Raw genomic sequence first — 15,472 nt, 5'->3', positions numbered from 1 at the left:
AGTTTCCGCGCCGATCTTCGTCGAGCGCGTACCGACGCGACACCCACCTCGGGAGGCAGCATGACCACCAGCACGCCGAGACGGGGCGAGGCGCCCGACCGCAACCTCGCCATGGAGCTCGTCCGGGTGACCGAGGCCGCGGCGATGGCGGCGGGCCGTTGGGTCGGCAAGGGCGACAAGATCGGTGGCGACGGCGCCGCGGTCGACGCGATGCGTCAGCTCATCGGGACCGTGTCGATGTCCGGCGTGGTCGTGATCGGCGAGGGCGAGAAGGACGAGGCGCCCATGCTGTTCAACGGTGAGGAGGTCGGCAACGGCGACGGGCCGCAGTGCGACGTCGCCGTCGACCCGATCGACGGCACGACCCTGATGAGCAAGGGCATGCCGAACGCGCTGGCCGTGCTGGCCGTGGCCGAGCGGGGCGCGATGTTCGACCCGTCCGCGGTGTTCTACATGGAGAAGATCGCCGTCGGTCCCGAGGGCGCCGGTGTGGTCGACATCGACGCGCCCATCGCGGAGAACATCCGGCGTGTCGCGAAGGCGAAGCAGAGCAGCGTCTCCGACGTCACGGTGTGCATCCTGGACCGGCCGCGGCACGAGACGATGGTCAAGGAGGTCCGCGAGGCCGGGGCGCGCATCCGCTTCATCAGCGACGGTGACGTCGCGGGCGCGATCGCGACGGCCCGGTCCAACTCGGGTGTCGACATGTTGCTCGGCATCGGCGGCACTCCCGAAGGCATCATCGCCGCGGCGGCGCTCAAGTGCCTCGGCGGCGAGCTGCAGGGCAAGCTGTGGCCGAAGGACGACGACGAGCGGCAGCAGGCGATCGACGCAGGCCACGATCTCGACCGGGTGCTCACCACCGACGACCTCGTGCGCGGCGACAACGTGTTCTTCTGCGCGACCGGCATCACCGACGGCGACCTGCTGCGCGGCGTGCACTACCGCGCCGGCGGCGCGACGACGGAGTCGATCGTCATGCGCTCGAAATCCGGCACCGTGCGGCTGATCGACGGCTACCACCGGCTGAACAAGCTGCGCACGTTCTCGACGGTCGACTTCGACGGCGACATCGGCACCGCCGTCCCGCCGATCCCCTGATGCGAGGCGGGTTCACTCGTTTCGCCACCGTCGTCTCGGCCGTCGCGGCCTGCCTGGCGACCGTCGTGGCACCCACGGCATCCGCGTCGGTGCAGCCGGATCTGGTCGGCGGTACGCCGGCGGGCGAGACATACCCGTTCATGGCGTCGCTGCAGGACCGGGGCGAGCACGTGTGCGGCGCCGCGCTGCTGCGGCCGGAGTGGCTGGTCACCGCGGCACACTGCGTGCAGGGCGCGGGCGGCGAGGCTCAGGACCCCGCCGTGTTGAGGGCCCGGATCGGCAGCACCGACCGGACGAAGGGCGGCGAGGTCGCCGACGCCGCGGAGGTCGTCGTCCACCCGTCCTACCAGTACCCGGGTTCGACCGGCGACCTCGCGCTCGTCCGGCTGAGCGCTCCCGTGTCGGCACAGCCCGTCGAGATCGCGGGCGCCGACGCACCCTCCGACGCCGCTGCACCCGAGGGTCCGGCACCGACGGAGCCCGGCACGCCGACGCGGCTGCTCGGCTGGGGCCAGACGTGCCCGGAGAACGGCTGCGGCGAGGCCCCGGTGACGCTGCAACAGGTCGACACGCAGGTCGTCGACGGTGAACGGTGTGCCGCCGGGTTCGACGCGGCGTCCGAGGTGTGCACGGGCAATCCCGACGGTGCGGGTGCGTGTTACGGCGACTCGGGCGGACCACAGCTCGTGCGGGCGGGCGAGCGGTGGCGCCTCGTGGGCATGTCGAGCCGGTCCGGCAACAACAAGCCCGTCTGCGGCACGTCCCCGTCGATCTACACCTCCGCCACGGCCTACGCGCCGTGGATCGACGCGACGGTCGCGCGCTGACCGCTCAGCCGCTGGAGTGGCCCGGGAACAGCCGGGCCGACGGGTCGAGTTCGACGGCGATGTTGTTGACCGCGGTAGCGGCCTCGCCGAATCCCGTCGCGATGAGCTTGACCTTGCCGGGGTAGGCGGCGACGTCGCCCGCGGCGTAGATCCTCCGGCGTGCCGTCGCCATGGTCGAGTCCACGGTGATCGAACGCTGGTGGATCTCCAGGCCCCAGTCCTCGATCGGCCCGAGGTCGGCGGTGAAGCCCAGTGCGGCCACGACCGTCTGCGCGGGCAGCACCTCCGGTCGGGTTTCCTTGGTGTCCGGGTCCTTGATCTCCAGCGCCACCTCGGCGAGCGTGCCGTCGGCGTCGCCGCGCAGTTCGGCGACCTCGGCGTCGGTGATGATCCTGATGCCGGCCTCACGGGCCTCGCGGATGATCGACTCGGCCGCGCGGAACTTGGCCCTGCGGTGCACGAGCGTCACGCTGCGGACGACCGGGTGCAACGCCAGCACCCAGTCGAACGCCGAATCGCCGCCGCCGACGACCACGACATCCTTGCCCGCGTGCTCGTCGAGCGCGGGCACGAAGTGCACCATGCCTCGGCCGAGCCAGCCGTCGCCCGCGGGCAGCGGCCGTGGCGTGAACTCACCGATACCCGCGGTGATGAGCACCGCCTTGGCGCGCACGGTCTCCCCGCCGGACTCGCCGTCGAGCGTCATCGTGAGCCGCTCGCCGTCGTCGTCGAGCGCGTGGGCCTTGCGGCCGAGCAGGTACCGCGGATTCCACTGGTTCGCCTGTTCGACGAGACCTTTCACGAGGTCACGTCCGCGCACCCCGGGGAATCCGGCCACGTCGTAGATCATCTTCTCCGGGTACATGGCCGTGACCTGGCCGCCCGCCTCGGGAAGCGAGTCGACGATCGCCGCCGACAACCCGCGGAACCCCGCGTAGTAAGCCGCGAACAGCCCGGTCGGTCCCGCGCCGACGATCAGCACGTCGACCTCGGCGAGCTGAGCCGCCCCGGTGGGACCCGTCGTTTCCGTGAGCCCCGTCGTCTCGGAGGTCTCCCTTGGTTCGGCCATGGGCGCACCGCCCTTTCCGCCGTCGATGAGTAGGCGCACTCTTGATCGTAATGCCGTGACGCCGATGGTGTGACCGCCGCGACAGTCGGCGCCGCCCCGTCTCCCGCGCCCGGCCGCCGACGTGCCGCCCGTCTCGGCGACGTGCCGCACGACACCCGGCGGATCGGGCGGCCCCGGGAGCAGACTGGGGACATGGCAGAGCAGGAATTCCGGATCGAACACGACACGATGGGCGAGGTCAAGGTTCCGGCCGACGCCCTGTACCGCGCACAGACACAGCGGGCGGTGGAGAACTTCCCGATCTCCGGCGCGGGCCTGGAACGCGCCCAGATCCGCGCACTCGGGCTGCTCAAGGCGGCCTGCGCCCGGGTGAACGCGCGCCTGGGGGTGCTCGACGCCGAGGTGGCCGCGGCCATCGCGAGCGCGGCCGACGAGGTCGCCGAGGGCCGCCACGACGACCACTTCCCCATCGACGTGTTCCAGACCGGCTCGGGCACGTCGTCGAACATGAACGCCAACGAGGTCATCGCCACCCTCGCCTCCCGCGCGCTGGGCCGGGACGTGCACCCGAACGACCACGTCAACGCCTCGCAGTCGTCCAACGACACGTTCCCGACCACCATTCACGTCGCCGCGACCGAGGCCGTGCTCACCGACGTCGTCCCGGCACTCGAACACCTGGCGACGACGATCGAGCAGCGGGCCGCCGAGTGGTCCGAGATCGTGAAGTCGGGGCGCACCCACCTGATGGACGCAGTCCCGATCACGCTCGGCCAGGAGGCGGGCGCGTGGGCGTCACAGGTGCGGTTCGGCATCGAGCGCCTGCGCAGCGGCCTGCCCCGGCTCGGGGAGCTGCCCATCGGCGGAACGGCGGTCGGCTCCGGGCTCAACGCGCCCGCCGGATTCGGCTCGGCCGTCGCCGACGAACTCGCCAAGGTGACCGACCTGCCGCTCGCCGAGGCGCGCAACCACTTCGAGGCGCAGGCCTCGCAGGACGGCGTGGTCGAGACCTCCGGGCATCTGCGCACGGTGGCGGTGTCGCTGAACAAGATCGCCAACGACCTGCGGTGGCTCGGCTCCGGGCCGCGCACGGGACTGTCCGAACTGGCACTGCCGGATCTGCAGCCCGGGTCGTCGATCATGCCGGGCAAGGTCAACCCGGTCATCCCGGAGGCGACGCTGCAGGTGGTGGCACAGGTGGTCGGCAACGACGCGGCCGTCGCGTTCGCCGGATCGCAGGGCAACTTCCAGCTGAACGTGAACCTTCCGGTGATCGCGCGCAACGTGCTGGAGTCGGCGCGGCTGCTGTCGGCCGTGTCGCGGCTGCTGGCCGACAAGGTGTTCGCGGGCCTGACCGTCAACACCGAACGCACCCAGGCCTACGCCGAGGGCTCGCCGTCGATCGTGACGCCGCTCAACGCCTACATCGGCTACGAGGAGGCCGCGGCCGTGGCCAAGCAGGCCCTCAAGGAGCTGAAGACGATCCGGGAGGTCGTGGTCGAACGCGGCTACATCGAGCAGGGCAAGCTCACCGAGGCCCAGCTCGACGAGGCCCTCGACGTACTCGGCATGGCGCGCGGCGGCAAATGACGACGACATGGGGCCGCCTCGCACCGGGGCGGCCCCACGTGGGTCGACGCCGCCGATTCGGCGCGGCGGTGGGCGCGGAGTTCGCTCCACGTACCCGGCGCACGTGTTCACGTTCGGCCTCGAAGTGATCCTCGACGGAGTGCAGGCGCGCCTGGGCTGACGCCGGCCCGCCTCACAGCGCGGCGTCGAGCAACTGCCGGGCCGCGTCCCTGGCACCCGCCACCGCCCCGGGGACGACGTCGACCGAGGCCGCCACCGCGGCGCCCTCGAACAGCATGAACAGGGACGCCGCGAGCTTGCGCGGGTTGCGGGCTCCGGTGTCGCGCACGAGCCGTCGCAGGTAGTCCAGCACCCACTGCTTCTCGCTCGCGATCGCCGGGCGCGCGGGATGGTCCGGATCCGGCAGTTCGGCCAGCGCGTTGACGAACGCGCAGCCACGCGGATTCTCGGCGGCCATCCACGACTCCAGGGCGTCGAACATCAGGAGCACGCGCCGTCGGGGACCGAACCTGCCGGGCTGCTCGACGACCGCGGTCACGTGTTCACGCCACCGGGCGTCCCTGCGTTCGAGGTAGAGCCGGACGATCGCGTCCTTCGAACCGAACCGGTCGTAGAGCGTCTTCTTCGTGACTCCGGCCTCGGCGGCGATCATGTCGACGCCGACGGCGTGGATTCCGTTGTCGTAGAACAGTTTCTCCACGACCTCGAGCACCCGCTCGGCCGCGGGTGTCATCGCCGGCTGTTCGCTCATGTCTCGATCCTAAGGGGCCGCGCGGAACGCGTCCGGTTGGGCGATCGTGCGGACGCTGCCGGATCCTCCTTGACGGTAAACAGATCTGTATAGTACTAGTAGCTATACCGGTCAGTATACATCGCTCAGGTGGTAGGCAGAGGAGGATTCGTGGGGACGTCACGCACCGACGCCGGACTCGCGGTGGGATTCGTACTGCTGTGGAGCTCGGGGTTCATCGGCGCGACCATGGGCACCGCCCTCGCGAGCAGCGCGACGCTGCTGGCCTGGCGGTTCGCGGCGGTCACCGCACTGCTGGGGCTGTGGTGGCTGACCTTCCGACGGCGGCACATCCCACTGCGCGAGCTCGGTGTGCACGGGTTGCTCGGACTGCTGACGCAAGTCGGTTACCTGTCGGGCGTCGTGTGGTCGGCCGAACTGGGCGTTCCGGCGGGCACGTCGGCGCTGATCGCGGCACTGCAACCGATCGTCGCCGCGGCACTGTCGGGTCCGCTCCTCGGTGAGCACACATCCGCGACGCAGTGGTTCGGCCTGATCCTCGGCCTCGGCGGGGTCGCGCTCGTGGTGTCGGGCGACCTCTCGGGCAGCGCACCCACCCTCGCGTACACACTGCCGCTGCTGGCGATGCTCAGCCTCGTGGCGGGCACGTTCGCGCAGCGCAGGCTCCCCTCCTCGCTGCCGCTCGCCGAGTCGCTGCTGATCCAGGCCGCACTCTCCACCCTCGTGTTCATGCCGGTCGCGGCCCTCACGGGCGACGTCGCACCACCGGCGTCGGGCGACTTCTGGCTCGCGATCACCTGGTTGGTCGTCTTGTCGACATTCGGCGGCTACGGGTTCTACTGGGCCGTGGCCCGGCGTGGCTCGGTGCGCCGGGTGTCGACCCTGCTGTACCTGACCCCGCCGACGACGATGCTCGCCGCGCTGCTGATGTTCGGGGAGCCGGTGACCCTCGAGGGCCTGGCGGGACTCGTCGTGTGCTTCGGTGCCGTGCTGCTCGCGCTGCGTTCACCACGCGAGATGTCGGCCTCGCGCGCGACGATGGAGCCATGCAGCGCGACTCCCAGCACCGCGACTCCCAGCACCGCGGCCCCGGCCCCGGCCCCGGCCCCGGCCCCGGCGGATTCGAACACCGCGACCCCGAGTCCGGCCGACCCGTCGACACCGAGTCCCGCCCCGCCGGCCTGCACCTGGACGACGTCGTCCGCGCCTCCGGCGAGCTGGCCGCCACGCGATCACGCAAGGCCAAGACCGCGATCCTGGCGGACGTCCTGGGCCGCGCGCAGGTGGGCGAGCTTGCGCCCACGGTCGCGTTCCTGACCGGCGCGCCGACGCAGGGCCGCATCGGTGTCGGGTGGCGAACCCTGCGAGGCCTGCTCGGACGACCGGCGGAGACGCCGACCCTGACCGTCGCCGAGGTCGACACCCACCTCGGCGACGTCGCCACCACGAGCGGCAGCGGGTCGGCGGCCCGCCGTTCCGAACTGCTGTCGCACCTGCTGGCTCGTGCCACCTCCGCTGAGCAGGACTTCCTGCTGCGTCTGCTCACCGGGGAGCTGCGGCAGGGAGCGCTGGAAGGCGTGATGATCGAGGCGATCGCCACGGCCACCGGCGTACCCGGCGACCTGGTGCGCCGCGCGGTGATGCTCTCGGGTGGACTGGCCGAGACCGCCGCGGCGGCGGCCTCCGGAGGGCGGGAGGCCTTGCTGGCGTTCCGGCTCGAACTCGGGCGGCCGGTCCGGCCCATGCTCGCCTCCCCTGCCGAGTCACTCGACCAGGCCGTCGAGGGCATCGCCGAGCCGATCGTGGAGTACAAACTCGACGGCGCCCGGATCCAGGTGCATCGCGACGGCGACGAGGTGCACGTCTACACCCGCACGTTGCGGGAGGTCACCCGGCAGGTCGCCGAACTCGCCGACCTCGTGCGCGGCCTGCCCTGCGCGTCGGTGGTACTCGACGGCGAAACACTCGCGCTGACCGACGACGGCAGGCCGCGGCCGTTCCAGGAGACGATGTCGCGCTTCGGCAGCACGCGGGAGGAGCAGGTCAAGGCACTGCTGCTGCGGCCGTACTTCTTCGACTGCCTGCACCTCGACGGAACCGACCTGCTGGACGCATCGCTGCGGGAGCGCCGGGAAGCGCTGCACCGGGTCGCGGGTGAGCACGTCATTCCCGGCGAGGTCGCGCCGTCCGATCCGGCGGCTCTGTTGGAGTCCTCGCTCGACGCGGGACACGAGGGCGTGATGGTGAAGGACCCGGACACGCCGTACGCCGCGGGCAGACGAGGGCGCGCGTGGCTCAAGGTCAAACCGTCGCACACGCTGGATCTGGTCGTGCTGGCCGCGGAGTGGGGGCACGGCAGGCGCACCGGCTATCTGTCCAATCTGCACCTCGGCGCACGCGACCCGGACGGCGGCGAGCCGATCATGGTCGGCAAGACGTTCAAGGGCCTGACCGACGAACTCCTGGAATGGCAGACCCGCCGTTTCCCCGAGCTACAACGCGGCAGCGATGACTGGACCGTCCACCTGCGACCGGAACTCGTCGTGGAGATCGAGCTCGACGGAGTGCAGACGAGCACGCGCTATCCCGGAGGTGTGGCGTTGCGTTTCGCGCGGGTGCTGCGTTACCGGCCGGACAAGGAGGCCGCCGACGCCGACACGATCGACGCGGTCACGGCGATGCTCCGCGGCTGACCGCGAGGCGTCGACGGCCGGCTTCGCCGCCGCAACGCCGCGACCGCGGCGGCCGACCGCAACTCCCGTCGCGCGGTCTTCCCCAGTTCGTTCGGCAGGTCGCCGACCGGTCGTACGTCCGGTGCGTTCAACCCTCCACGTCCGTGCGGCGGGTGTCAGAGTTGGACGCCGCGGGTGAGCGCGCCGTCCACGACGAGGTTGGTGCCGGTGACGAAGCTCGCCGCGGGACTGGCCAGGAACGCCACCGCCTTCGCCACTTCCTCGGGCGTGCCCATGCGGCCCGTGGGGTTCAGCGACAGGGCGTACTGGAACAGCTCGGGGTTGTTCTCCTCGTTGCTCGCCCAGATACCGCCGGGAAAGTACGTGTTGCCGGGAGAGACGCTGTTCGCCCGGATCGGCCTGTCCGCGAGCTGGTGCGCCAAGCCCTGCGTGTAGTGCACGATGGCGGCCTTGAACGTGCCGTACGGGCCTGCGGCGAAGTCCACCTCGCGCCCGGACACGCTCGAGATCGTGACGATCGAGCCCGCACCGCTGCGTTCCAGGTGCGGCATCGCGGCGTTCACCGTACGCACCGTGTGCATCATGTCGACTTGGAAGCTCGCGTTCCAGTTCTCCTCCGAGTCCGGGATGGCGAGTGCGCTGACGTTGGCCACCACGATGTCCACGCCGCCGAGCTCCTCCGCGCTGGAGGCGACCCACTCACCGATACCGTCGGCGTCACCGACGTCGACGGCACTGCCGGTGGCGGTGTGCCCCGCCTCGCGCAGCTCCGCCACCATTCCGTCCACATCGGACTTCGTGCGTGCGCACAGCGACACGGCCGCACCCTCGTCGGCGAGCGTGCGCACGGTCGCGGCACCGATTCCCTTGGTGCCTCCGGTGACGAGCGCCTTCAGCCCGCCGAGTCCCAGGTCCATGGGTCGTCCTCCGTATCGTCGCGGTGTCCGGGCCTCACAGCGCCGCGGCCCGCTCCCGCAGGCTGCGGTGCATCGCGTCGTAGGGGTCGGCGGCGGGCAGCAGGTTCTTCGCGAGCTTCGTGGCTGCGCTGTAGTTGGCGTCGCACACGTTCGCCAGCGGCGACTCGCTGATCTGCGTGACGAGTTGGTAGCCGTCCATGGCGTCGAGGCCGTACAGCTCGCCGAGCCAACGGATCATGTCGACCTGACTCGCCCGCCAAGCGTCCTCGAGCGGCCTGCTCGATCCGATCACGGTGAGGTGTTCGTCCGACTCGATGCGCGGCCACGCCGGTCCGCCGCCCTTGATCAGGTCCACCAGCAGCGTGACGTTCATGGCACCTTCCACGGCCGTGCCGCAGGATTCGCCTTCGCCCTGGCGGTAGTGGCCGTCACCGACGGAGAACAGCGCTCCGTCCACATTGACCCCGAGATAGCACGTCACCCCCGGCTTCATCTCCGGCGTGTCCATGTTTCCGCCGAAGACGTCCGGCACCAGCGACGACCGCGCCTCCCCCGCGGCCGGCGCGACGCCGACGGTGCCGAGCATCGGTGCGATCGGCAGTTCGAGCTTCAGGTCCGTCGACTGCGCGGCGAACTCCACGGTGCCGCGGTCGCCGTTGACTTCGTAGATCCACGTCTGCTCGGGCAGCGGTTCCTGCAGCAGCGCCGTGCGGTCGGTACCGGTCAGCCCGCCGAAGAGCGGGATGGTCGTGGAGGCGCCCCACCCCCTGGCCGGCGTCAGGTCCACGATGTGCAGCGCCAACGTGTCCCCCGGCTCGGCACCCTCCACGTGGAACGGCCCGGTCTGCGGGTTCACGTACGGCATGGTGAGCGAGACGCTCGGCAGGTCGGTGACGTCGCGCAGCCGGCCGCAAAAAGCGTCGTCGGTCCACAGGCGCAACAATGTGCCGGGCTTGATCCGATGGGTCGGAGGGGCGCCACCGAACGTCCAGGCGTACTGCTCCGGCCCCGGCGTGTAGTCGACGACGTCCACAAGACCTCCCTCGGTCGCGCCGCCCCGTCCCGGCGCGTGCGTATGCCCCTTCCTAACGCACGAGACCCGCCGAGGCCAGCCACAGCGCGAGCCCGGGCGAGCAAGCGACCGGGGGACAGCCCTGAAGCCCGCCGGTCTCATCCCGGGGTTCGCGCCGACGCGCTCCGGGACAGGGCGAGCACGACGGCCGCCCCGACGAGGCAGACCGTTCCGGTCAGTACGGCCTCGTGGTTCCAGCCAGACAGCTGGACTGCGGGGACACGGGGGCCACGCCGGCGACGAGCGGGCCCGTTCGGTCTCGGGACCGGATCGCCGGCCGTGGCCCGTCAGTCCAAACAGAACTCGTTACCCTCGGGATCGGCCATCACGATCCACCCGGCACCGAGCGGTGGAGCCGGCTCGAACCGTTCGAGCCGCTTCGCTCCCAGCGCGACCAGCCGCTCCGCTTCCTCTTCCAGCGCGGCCATCCGTGGTTCCCCTTCGAGTCCCGGCGCGGCGCGTACGTCGATGTGCAGCCGGTTCTTACCCGCCTTCGCCTCCGGCACTCGTTGGAGGAAGATCCGCGGACCCTCGCCGTCGGGGTCGACGATCGCGTTCGCGTCGTTCCACCGCTCCTCCGGTACCCCCATCGCGGCGAGCGCCTCGTCCCAGGTCGCGTGCCCGCCGGGTGGGTCCATCTGCCGGTAGTCGAGCACGTCGGCCCAGAACGTGCCGAGGGTTTCCGGGTCGGCCGCGTCGATCGTGATCTGCAGGTGCCGTGCCATGGTCAGCGCTCCGTGTGCAGGTAGAGGTCCCGCAAGAGCGCGACCTCGGCGAGGTGGTGGATGAGTTCGCGGTGGATGTGGAGGACGAGCCTGGCCATCGAGCTGTCGGCGAACGGCCCCTCCGCAGGCCCGCACGGCTGCGCGAGGCCCTCCTCGCCCAGCGCCTCGACTCCGGCGAGCCACGTCGCGTACTCGGCGTCGAGCTGGGCTAGCGCCTGATCGGCCGTCTCGGCGTACTCGAAGGAGACGTAGTCGGTGGCGGCGCGTCCGAAGTGCGCGGCGTTGCGCATGGCGAGCACGCCCACGATCACGTGCCCGAGCCGCCAGGCGATCGTCGTCACCGGTTCCGGGTCGGGCGGCGGGGCGGCGAATTCGATGGTCATCGCGCCGGATCCGCCTTGGATGGGCGCCGTGCTCGTGCCCCGCGGCCGGACGTTCCACGCGCCCGGTGCGGGTTCCCAGAAGTACTCGTCGTCGGTGAGCCCGTCGAGGCGCGGCCGGACCTGGTTGTCCCAGTGCCACGTGAGCTGGTCCCGCAGCACCGCGTTCCACGTGCCGTCCGTGTCGCGGGCCGTGGAGTCGGTCAGAAACGTCGATTCGGTCATGGACCCAGTCTCGCGCCAAATGCGGACAGGTGCGGTCCGCGATGTGTGCCAGGATTCGGACATGACCGTCGAGGGGACCACCGAGCGGGTGCTGCGACTGCTGGAGCTGCTGCAGCGCAGGCCCGTCTGGACTGCGAGCGAACTGGCCGCGGAGCTCGACGTGACGAACCGGTCGGTGCGCCGCGACGTCGAGCGGCTGCGGGCGCTCGGCTATCCGGTGCAGGCGACAGCGGGGGTCGGCGGCGGATACCAGCTCGGCGCGGGCACCCGCCTGCCGCCGCTGCTGCTCGACGACGCCGAGGCGATCGCGACGGCCGTGTCGCTGCGAATCGCCTCCGGCGGCACGGTCGCCGGCACGGGCGAGGCGGCGCTGCGGGTCCTGGCCAAGCTCGACCAGGTGATGCCTCCCCGGTTGCGCGGCGAGGTCCGCGCGGTGCACAGCGCCACGGACACGCTCGTCGCCCCGGGCGCCGAGGTCGATCCGGACACTCTGCTGACCCTGGCCAGGGCGTGCCGCGACACCGTGCGTGCCCGATTCGGGTACACGACGCTGGGCGGCGACGTCCGCACCCGCACGGTCGAACCCGTGCGCATGGTCGCCACGAGCCGTCGCTGGTACCTCATGGCGTGGGACGTCGACCGTGAGGACTGGCGTACGTTCCGCCTCGACCGCATGACCGACGTGACGGCGACGACCTGGCGGTTCCACCCGCGCGAACACCCGGACCCGGTCGCCTACGTGCAGGAGTCGGTGACCGCCTCGCCGTACCGCCACACCGCGCGAGTGCGCGTCCACGCGAGTGCAGACCGAGTCGCCGAGCACGTACCGCCGCAGGCCGCTCGGATCGAACCGGAGACCGGTGAGCAGCCCCGGGCCGGGGAGCAGTCCGGGGTCGATGAGCAGCCTGGGGCCGATGAGCGCTGCCTGCTCGTCTCGGGCGGCGACGACCTCGACTGGATCGCCCTGCACATCGCCCGCCTGCCGTTCGAGTGCGAGATTCTCGAACCGCCCGAGCTGCGCGACGCCGCCGCCCGCCTCGCCCGCAGGCTCACCGGCATGGCCGCCCCAGCCGGCGCGGACACGTGACGGCTCGCACCCGCTTTCCGCCCTCGCGTCCAGTACGCTGAAGTCTCGTGCAGTTTCTCGATGGCCACGGGCCCTCTCACGACCTGACCTACGACGACGTCTTTCTCGCGCCGGGCCGCTCGGCGGTGGAGTCACGCTTCGACGTCGACCTCTCCACGGCGGACGGCACCGGCACGTCGATCCCGCTCGTCGTCGCGAACATGACCGCGGTCGCGGGCCGCCGCATGGCCGAGACGGTCGCGCGGCGCGGCGGGCTCGTCGTGCTGCCGCAGGACGTCGACCCGGCCGCGGTCGCCGACATCACGGCGTGGGTGAAGAGCCGCCACCCGGTGTGGGACACCCCGCTGGTGCTCACGCCCGGTGACGCCGTCGCGGATGCTCTCAACCTCGTCGGCAAACGTGCCCACGGCGCGGTGGCGGTCGTCGACTCGGACGGCAAACCGGTCGGGATCGTCGACGAGCAGGCATGCACCGGCGTCGACCGCTTCGCGCGGCTCGGCGAGATCATCGACGAGAACGTGCTGGTCTGCCCGCTGGACACCCCGCCGCGTGAGGTGTTCGAGCGCGTCCAGGAACACGGTGGGCGCCTCGCGCTCGGCGTCGACGCCGACGGCAGACTCGCAGGTGTGCTCACCCAGGTGTCGGCGCTGCGAGCCGGTATCTACACGCCCGCGACCGACGATGCCGGGCAGTTGCGCATCGCCGCGGCCATCGGCGTGAACGGCGACGTCTCCGCCAAGGCGGAAGCCTTGCTGAAGGCGGGTGTCGACGTGCTCGTCGTCGACACGGCACACGGTCACCAGGAGAAGATGATCGCGGCGCTGAAGGCCGTGCGGTCGGTGCTGCCCGCCGACTCGGCGGTGCCGGTCGTCGCGGGCAACGTCGTCACGGCGCAGGGCACGCGTGACCTCATCGAGGCGGGCGCCGACGTCGTCAAGGTCGGCGTCGGACCGGGCGCGATGTGCACGACCCGCATGGCCACCGGCGTCGGACGGCCGCAGTTCTCCGCTGTGCGCGAATGTGCCGAGGCCGCCCGGGCGCTCGGCAAGCACGTGTGGGCCGACGGCGGCGTTCGCCACCCGCGCGACGTCGCGCTCGCCCTGGCCGCGGGCGCCTCGTCGGCCATGGTCGGCTCCTGGTTCGCGGGCACGTACGAATCCCCGGGCGACCTGCGCTACGACGAGCAGGGCAGGCCGTACAAGGAATCGTTCGGCATGGCCTCGAAGCGGGCCGTGAGCGCGCGCACCCGGACCGACAACGGCTACGAGCGTGCCCGCAAGAGCCTGTTCGAGGAAGGCATCTCGTCGTCGCGGATGGCCCTCGACCCGACACGCCCCGGCGTCGAGGACCTCATCGACTCGGTGACGGCGGGCGTGCGTTCGGCGTGCACCTACGCGGGCGCGACGAGCCTGGAGCAGTTCCATGAGCGCGCCGTCGTCGGCGTCCAGTCCGCGGCCGGCTTCGCCGAGGGACGCCCCCTTCCCGGCGGCTGGTGACGTGAAGCGCCCCCAAGGTGCCCTTGGCGGCACCTTGGGGGCGGGACAACGGGCGGCGTCGGTCAGCCGTGGTATTCGAGCATCTCGGTGACCAGCGCGGCGATGGGTGAACGCTCCGAGCGAGTCATCGTGACGTGCGCGAACAGCGGGTGGCCCTTCAGCTTCTCGATCACCGCCGAGACGCCGTCGTGCCTGCCGACCCGCAGGTTGTCGCGCTGCGCGACGTCGTGCGTGAGCACCACTCGCGACGCCGACCCCAGCCGCGACAGCACCGTGAGCAGCACGTTCCGCTCGAGCGACTGTGCCTCGTCGACGATCACGTACGAGTCGTGCAGCGACCGCCCGCGGATGTGGGTCAACGGCAGCACCTCGAGCATGCCGCGGTCGAGCACCTCGTCCACGACCTCCTGGCTGACCAGCGCGCCGAGCGTGTCGAACACCGCCTGAGCCCAGGGCTGCATCTTCTCGTTCTCGGAACCCGGCAGGTAGCCGAGGTCCTGGCCGCCGACCGCGTACACCGGCCGGAAGACGACGACCTTGCGGTGCATCCCGCGTTCCAGCACGGCCTCGAGCCCCGCGCACAGCGCGAGCGCCGACTTACCGGTGCCGGCGCGGCCGCCGAGCGACACGATGCCGACGTCCGGGTCGAGCAGCAGGTCGAGTGCGATCCGCTGTTCGGCCGACCGGCCGTGCAACCCGAATGCCTCGCGGTCACCGCGCACGAGCTTGACCTGCTTGTCCTGCGTGACCCTGCCGAGCGCACTGGACGTGCCCGCCAGGAGGCGCAGCCCGGTGTGGCAGGGCAGTTCGGCCGCGTCGGGCACGCCGAAGTCGGCGAGTTCGGCCGAGCCCTTCGAGAACATCTGGTCGAGGGCCTCCTGCGGCACGTCGAGGTCGGCGGTGCCCGTCCAGCCGGACGGCGTGACCTCCTCGGCGCGGTACTCGTCGGCGTCCAGGCCCACCGAACCGGCCTTGACCCGCAGGGGGATGTCCTTGGTGATCAGGGTGACACCACCGGCACGCTCCTTCGACAGGTTCAGCGAACACGCGAGGATGCGGTGGTCGTTGGCCTCGGTGCGGAACCCCGGCGGCAGCACCGTGGGGTCGGAGTGGTTCAGCTCGACGTGCAGGGTGCCGCCGTCCTCACCGATCGGCACGGGGGCGTCGAGTCTGCCGTGCTTGCGTCGCAGGTCGTCGAGCAGCCGGAGGGCCTCCCTCGCGAACCAGCCCAGCTCGGGGTGGTGGCGCTTCCCTTCGAGTTCGTTGATCACCACGATCGGCAGAACCACCGGGTGCTCGGCGAACCTCGTCATCGCCCACGGGTCGGACAGCAGCACCGAGGTGTCGAGCACGAAAGTCCGGGGCTCGCCCGGGGATCCTGCGGCGTCGGGATCGAAGCCCGAGGCGCCGGTGGTAACGGGGCCGGAGGCATCTTGGGGCGAACGCTGCGCAGTCACGACGGCATCTCCCTCAGGGGCGTTGGCACCACGCCCGCACTCGCTGGGCCGGGCACTGCCCTGGCTGGTCGCTGACCTGACG

14 protein-coding genes are annotated in these 15,472 nt (G+C 71.3%); 7 read left to right on the top strand and 7 right to left on the bottom strand.

Going from position 1 to position 15,472, the window contains the following annotated elements:
• Positions 1-60: 60 nt before the first annotated feature.
• Both glpX and FHS23_RS08110 read left to right on the top strand, forming a co-directional pair.
• The gene (gene glpX / locus FHS23_RS08115) at positions 61-1,101 is read left to right on the top strand and encodes a class II fructose-bisphosphatase (RefSeq protein WP_183650187.1); all 1,041 of its coding nucleotides are present in this window, start codon (positions 61-63) and stop codon (positions 1,099-1,101) included.
• The gene (locus FHS23_RS08110; protein ID WP_183650185.1) at positions 1,101-1,928 is read left to right on the top strand and encodes a S1 family peptidase; all 828 of its coding nucleotides are present in this window, start codon (positions 1,101-1,103) and stop codon (positions 1,926-1,928) included. Before glpX ends, FHS23_RS08110 begins: the two co-directional genes overlap by 1 nt.
• 4 nt (positions 1,929-1,932) lie before the next feature.
• Here FHS23_RS08110 and FHS23_RS08105 read toward each other — a convergent pair whose 3' ends face one another.
• Positions 1,933-2,907 carry an NAD(P)/FAD-dependent oxidoreductase gene (locus tag FHS23_RS08105; protein ID WP_246381855.1) on the bottom strand — a complete coding sequence of 325 codons (975 nt, stop codon included), beginning with the start codon at positions 2,905-2,907 and terminating at the stop codon, positions 1,933-1,935.
• 282 nt (positions 2,908-3,189) lie between these two features.
• Between FHS23_RS08105 and FHS23_RS08100 the strand changes: the two genes are divergently transcribed.
• The gene (locus tag FHS23_RS08100; protein WP_183650179.1) at positions 3,190-4,587 is read left to right on the top strand and encodes a class II fumarate hydratase; all 1,398 of its coding nucleotides are present in this window, start codon (positions 3,190-3,192) and stop codon (positions 4,585-4,587) included.
• Between the two features lie 172 nt (positions 4,588-4,759).
• On the opposite strand, the gene FHS23_RS08095 is transcribed toward FHS23_RS08100, so the two are convergent.
• Entirely contained in the window at positions 4,760-5,338 is a 579-nt protein-coding gene (locus FHS23_RS08095; protein ID WP_183650176.1) for a TetR/AcrR family transcriptional regulator, read from the bottom strand.
• A gap of 150 nt (positions 5,339-5,488) precedes the next feature.
• On the opposite strand from FHS23_RS08095, the gene FHS23_RS08090 reads away from it, so the two are divergent.
• Together FHS23_RS08090 and FHS23_RS08085 are read left to right on the top strand one after the other, a co-directional pair.
• Complete coding sequence (locus FHS23_RS08090) at positions 5,489-6,655, top strand: DMT family transporter (RefSeq protein ID WP_343053720.1); 1,167 nt, start codon at positions 5,489-5,491, stop codon at positions 6,653-6,655.
• Complete coding sequence (locus FHS23_RS08085; protein ID WP_246381850.1) at positions 6,556-8,031, top strand: ATP-dependent DNA ligase; 1,476 nt, start codon at positions 6,556-6,558, stop codon at positions 8,029-8,031. The genes FHS23_RS08090 and FHS23_RS08085 overlap by 100 nt, the downstream gene beginning before the upstream one ends.
• A 155-nt stretch (positions 8,032-8,186) precedes the next feature.
• Here the strand turns inward: FHS23_RS08085 and FHS23_RS08080 are convergent, their stop codons facing one another.
• The 4 genes from FHS23_RS08080 to FHS23_RS08065 form a co-directional block, all read right to left on the bottom strand.
• Positions 8,187-8,948, bottom strand: coding sequence for an SDR family NAD(P)-dependent oxidoreductase (locus FHS23_RS08080; RefSeq protein WP_183650173.1), 762 nt, complete (start codon positions 8,946-8,948; stop codon positions 8,187-8,189).
• Positions 8,949-8,982: 34 nt separating this feature from the next.
• Positions 8,983-9,981, bottom strand: coding sequence for an acetamidase/formamidase family protein (locus FHS23_RS08075; protein WP_183650171.1), 999 nt, complete (start codon positions 9,979-9,981; stop codon positions 8,983-8,985).
• Between the two features lie 326 nt (positions 9,982-10,307).
• Positions 10,308-10,745, bottom strand: a complete 438-nt coding sequence (locus FHS23_RS08070; protein WP_183650166.1) for a VOC family protein — start codon at positions 10,743-10,745, stop codon at positions 10,308-10,310.
• A gap of 2 nt (positions 10,746-10,747) precedes the next feature.
• Positions 10,748-11,350, bottom strand: coding sequence for a DinB family protein (locus FHS23_RS08065; RefSeq protein WP_183650163.1), 603 nt, complete (start codon positions 11,348-11,350; stop codon positions 10,748-10,750).
• A gap of 61 nt (positions 11,351-11,411) precedes the next feature.
• Here FHS23_RS08065 and FHS23_RS08060 point away from each other — a divergent pair, with 61 nt between their 5' ends.
• Both FHS23_RS08060 and guaB1 read left to right on the top strand, forming a co-directional pair.
• Positions 11,412-12,437 (top strand): helix-turn-helix transcriptional regulator, encoded by a 1,026-nt coding sequence (locus FHS23_RS08060; protein WP_183650159.1) that lies wholly within the window; start codon positions 11,412-11,414, stop codon positions 12,435-12,437.
• Positions 12,438-12,484: 47 nt separating this feature from the next.
• Positions 12,485-13,933: a GMP reductase gene (gene guaB1, locus FHS23_RS08055; protein WP_183650156.1), complete on the top strand. Its 1,449-nt coding sequence runs from the start codon at positions 12,485-12,487 to the stop codon at positions 13,931-13,933.
• A 62-nt stretch (positions 13,934-13,995) separates the two neighbouring features.
• Here the strand turns inward: guaB1 and phoH2 are convergent, their stop codons facing one another.
• Positions 13,996-15,390: an RNA 5'-3' helicase PhoH2 gene (phoH2, locus tag FHS23_RS08050; protein ID WP_183650153.1), complete on the bottom strand. Its 1,395-nt coding sequence runs from the start codon at positions 15,388-15,390 to the stop codon at positions 13,996-13,998.
• Positions 15,391-15,472: the final 82 nt, after the last annotated feature.

The organism is Prauserella isguenensis, from assembly GCF_014191605.1.
GTDB classification, from domain to species: domain Bacteria; phylum Actinomycetota; class Actinomycetes; order Mycobacteriales; family Pseudonocardiaceae; genus Prauserella; species Prauserella isguenensis.
This window is presented reverse-complemented; position numbering and strand designations above follow the sequence as displayed.

Coding starts and splice junctions, on each gene's coding strand:
- FHS23_RS08095 (WP_183650176.1), bottom strand. CDS start 5,338: ATGAGCGAACAGCCGGCGATGACACCCGCGGCCGAGCGGGTGCTCGAG.
- FHS23_RS08065 (WP_183650163.1), bottom strand. CDS start 11,350: ATGACCGAATCGACGTTTCTGACCGACTCCACGGCCCGCGACACGGAC.
- glpX (WP_183650187.1), top strand. CDS start 61: ATGACCACCAGCACGCCGAGACGGGGCGAGGCGCCCGACCGCAACCTC.
- FHS23_RS08080 (WP_183650173.1), bottom strand. CDS start 8,948: ATGGACCTGGGACTCGGCGGGCTGAAGGCGCTCGTCACCGGAGGCACC.
- FHS23_RS08060 (WP_183650159.1), top strand. CDS start 11,412: ATGACCGTCGAGGGGACCACCGAGCGGGTGCTGCGACTGCTGGAGCTG.
- FHS23_RS08100 (WP_183650179.1), top strand. CDS start 3,190: ATGGCAGAGCAGGAATTCCGGATCGAACACGACACGATGGGCGAGGTC.
- FHS23_RS08110 (WP_183650185.1), top strand. CDS start 1,101: ATGCGAGGCGGGTTCACTCGTTTCGCCACCGTCGTCTCGGCCGTCGCG.
- FHS23_RS08070 (WP_183650166.1), bottom strand. CDS start 10,745: ATGGCACGGCACCTGCAGATCACGATCGACGCGGCCGACCCGGAAACC.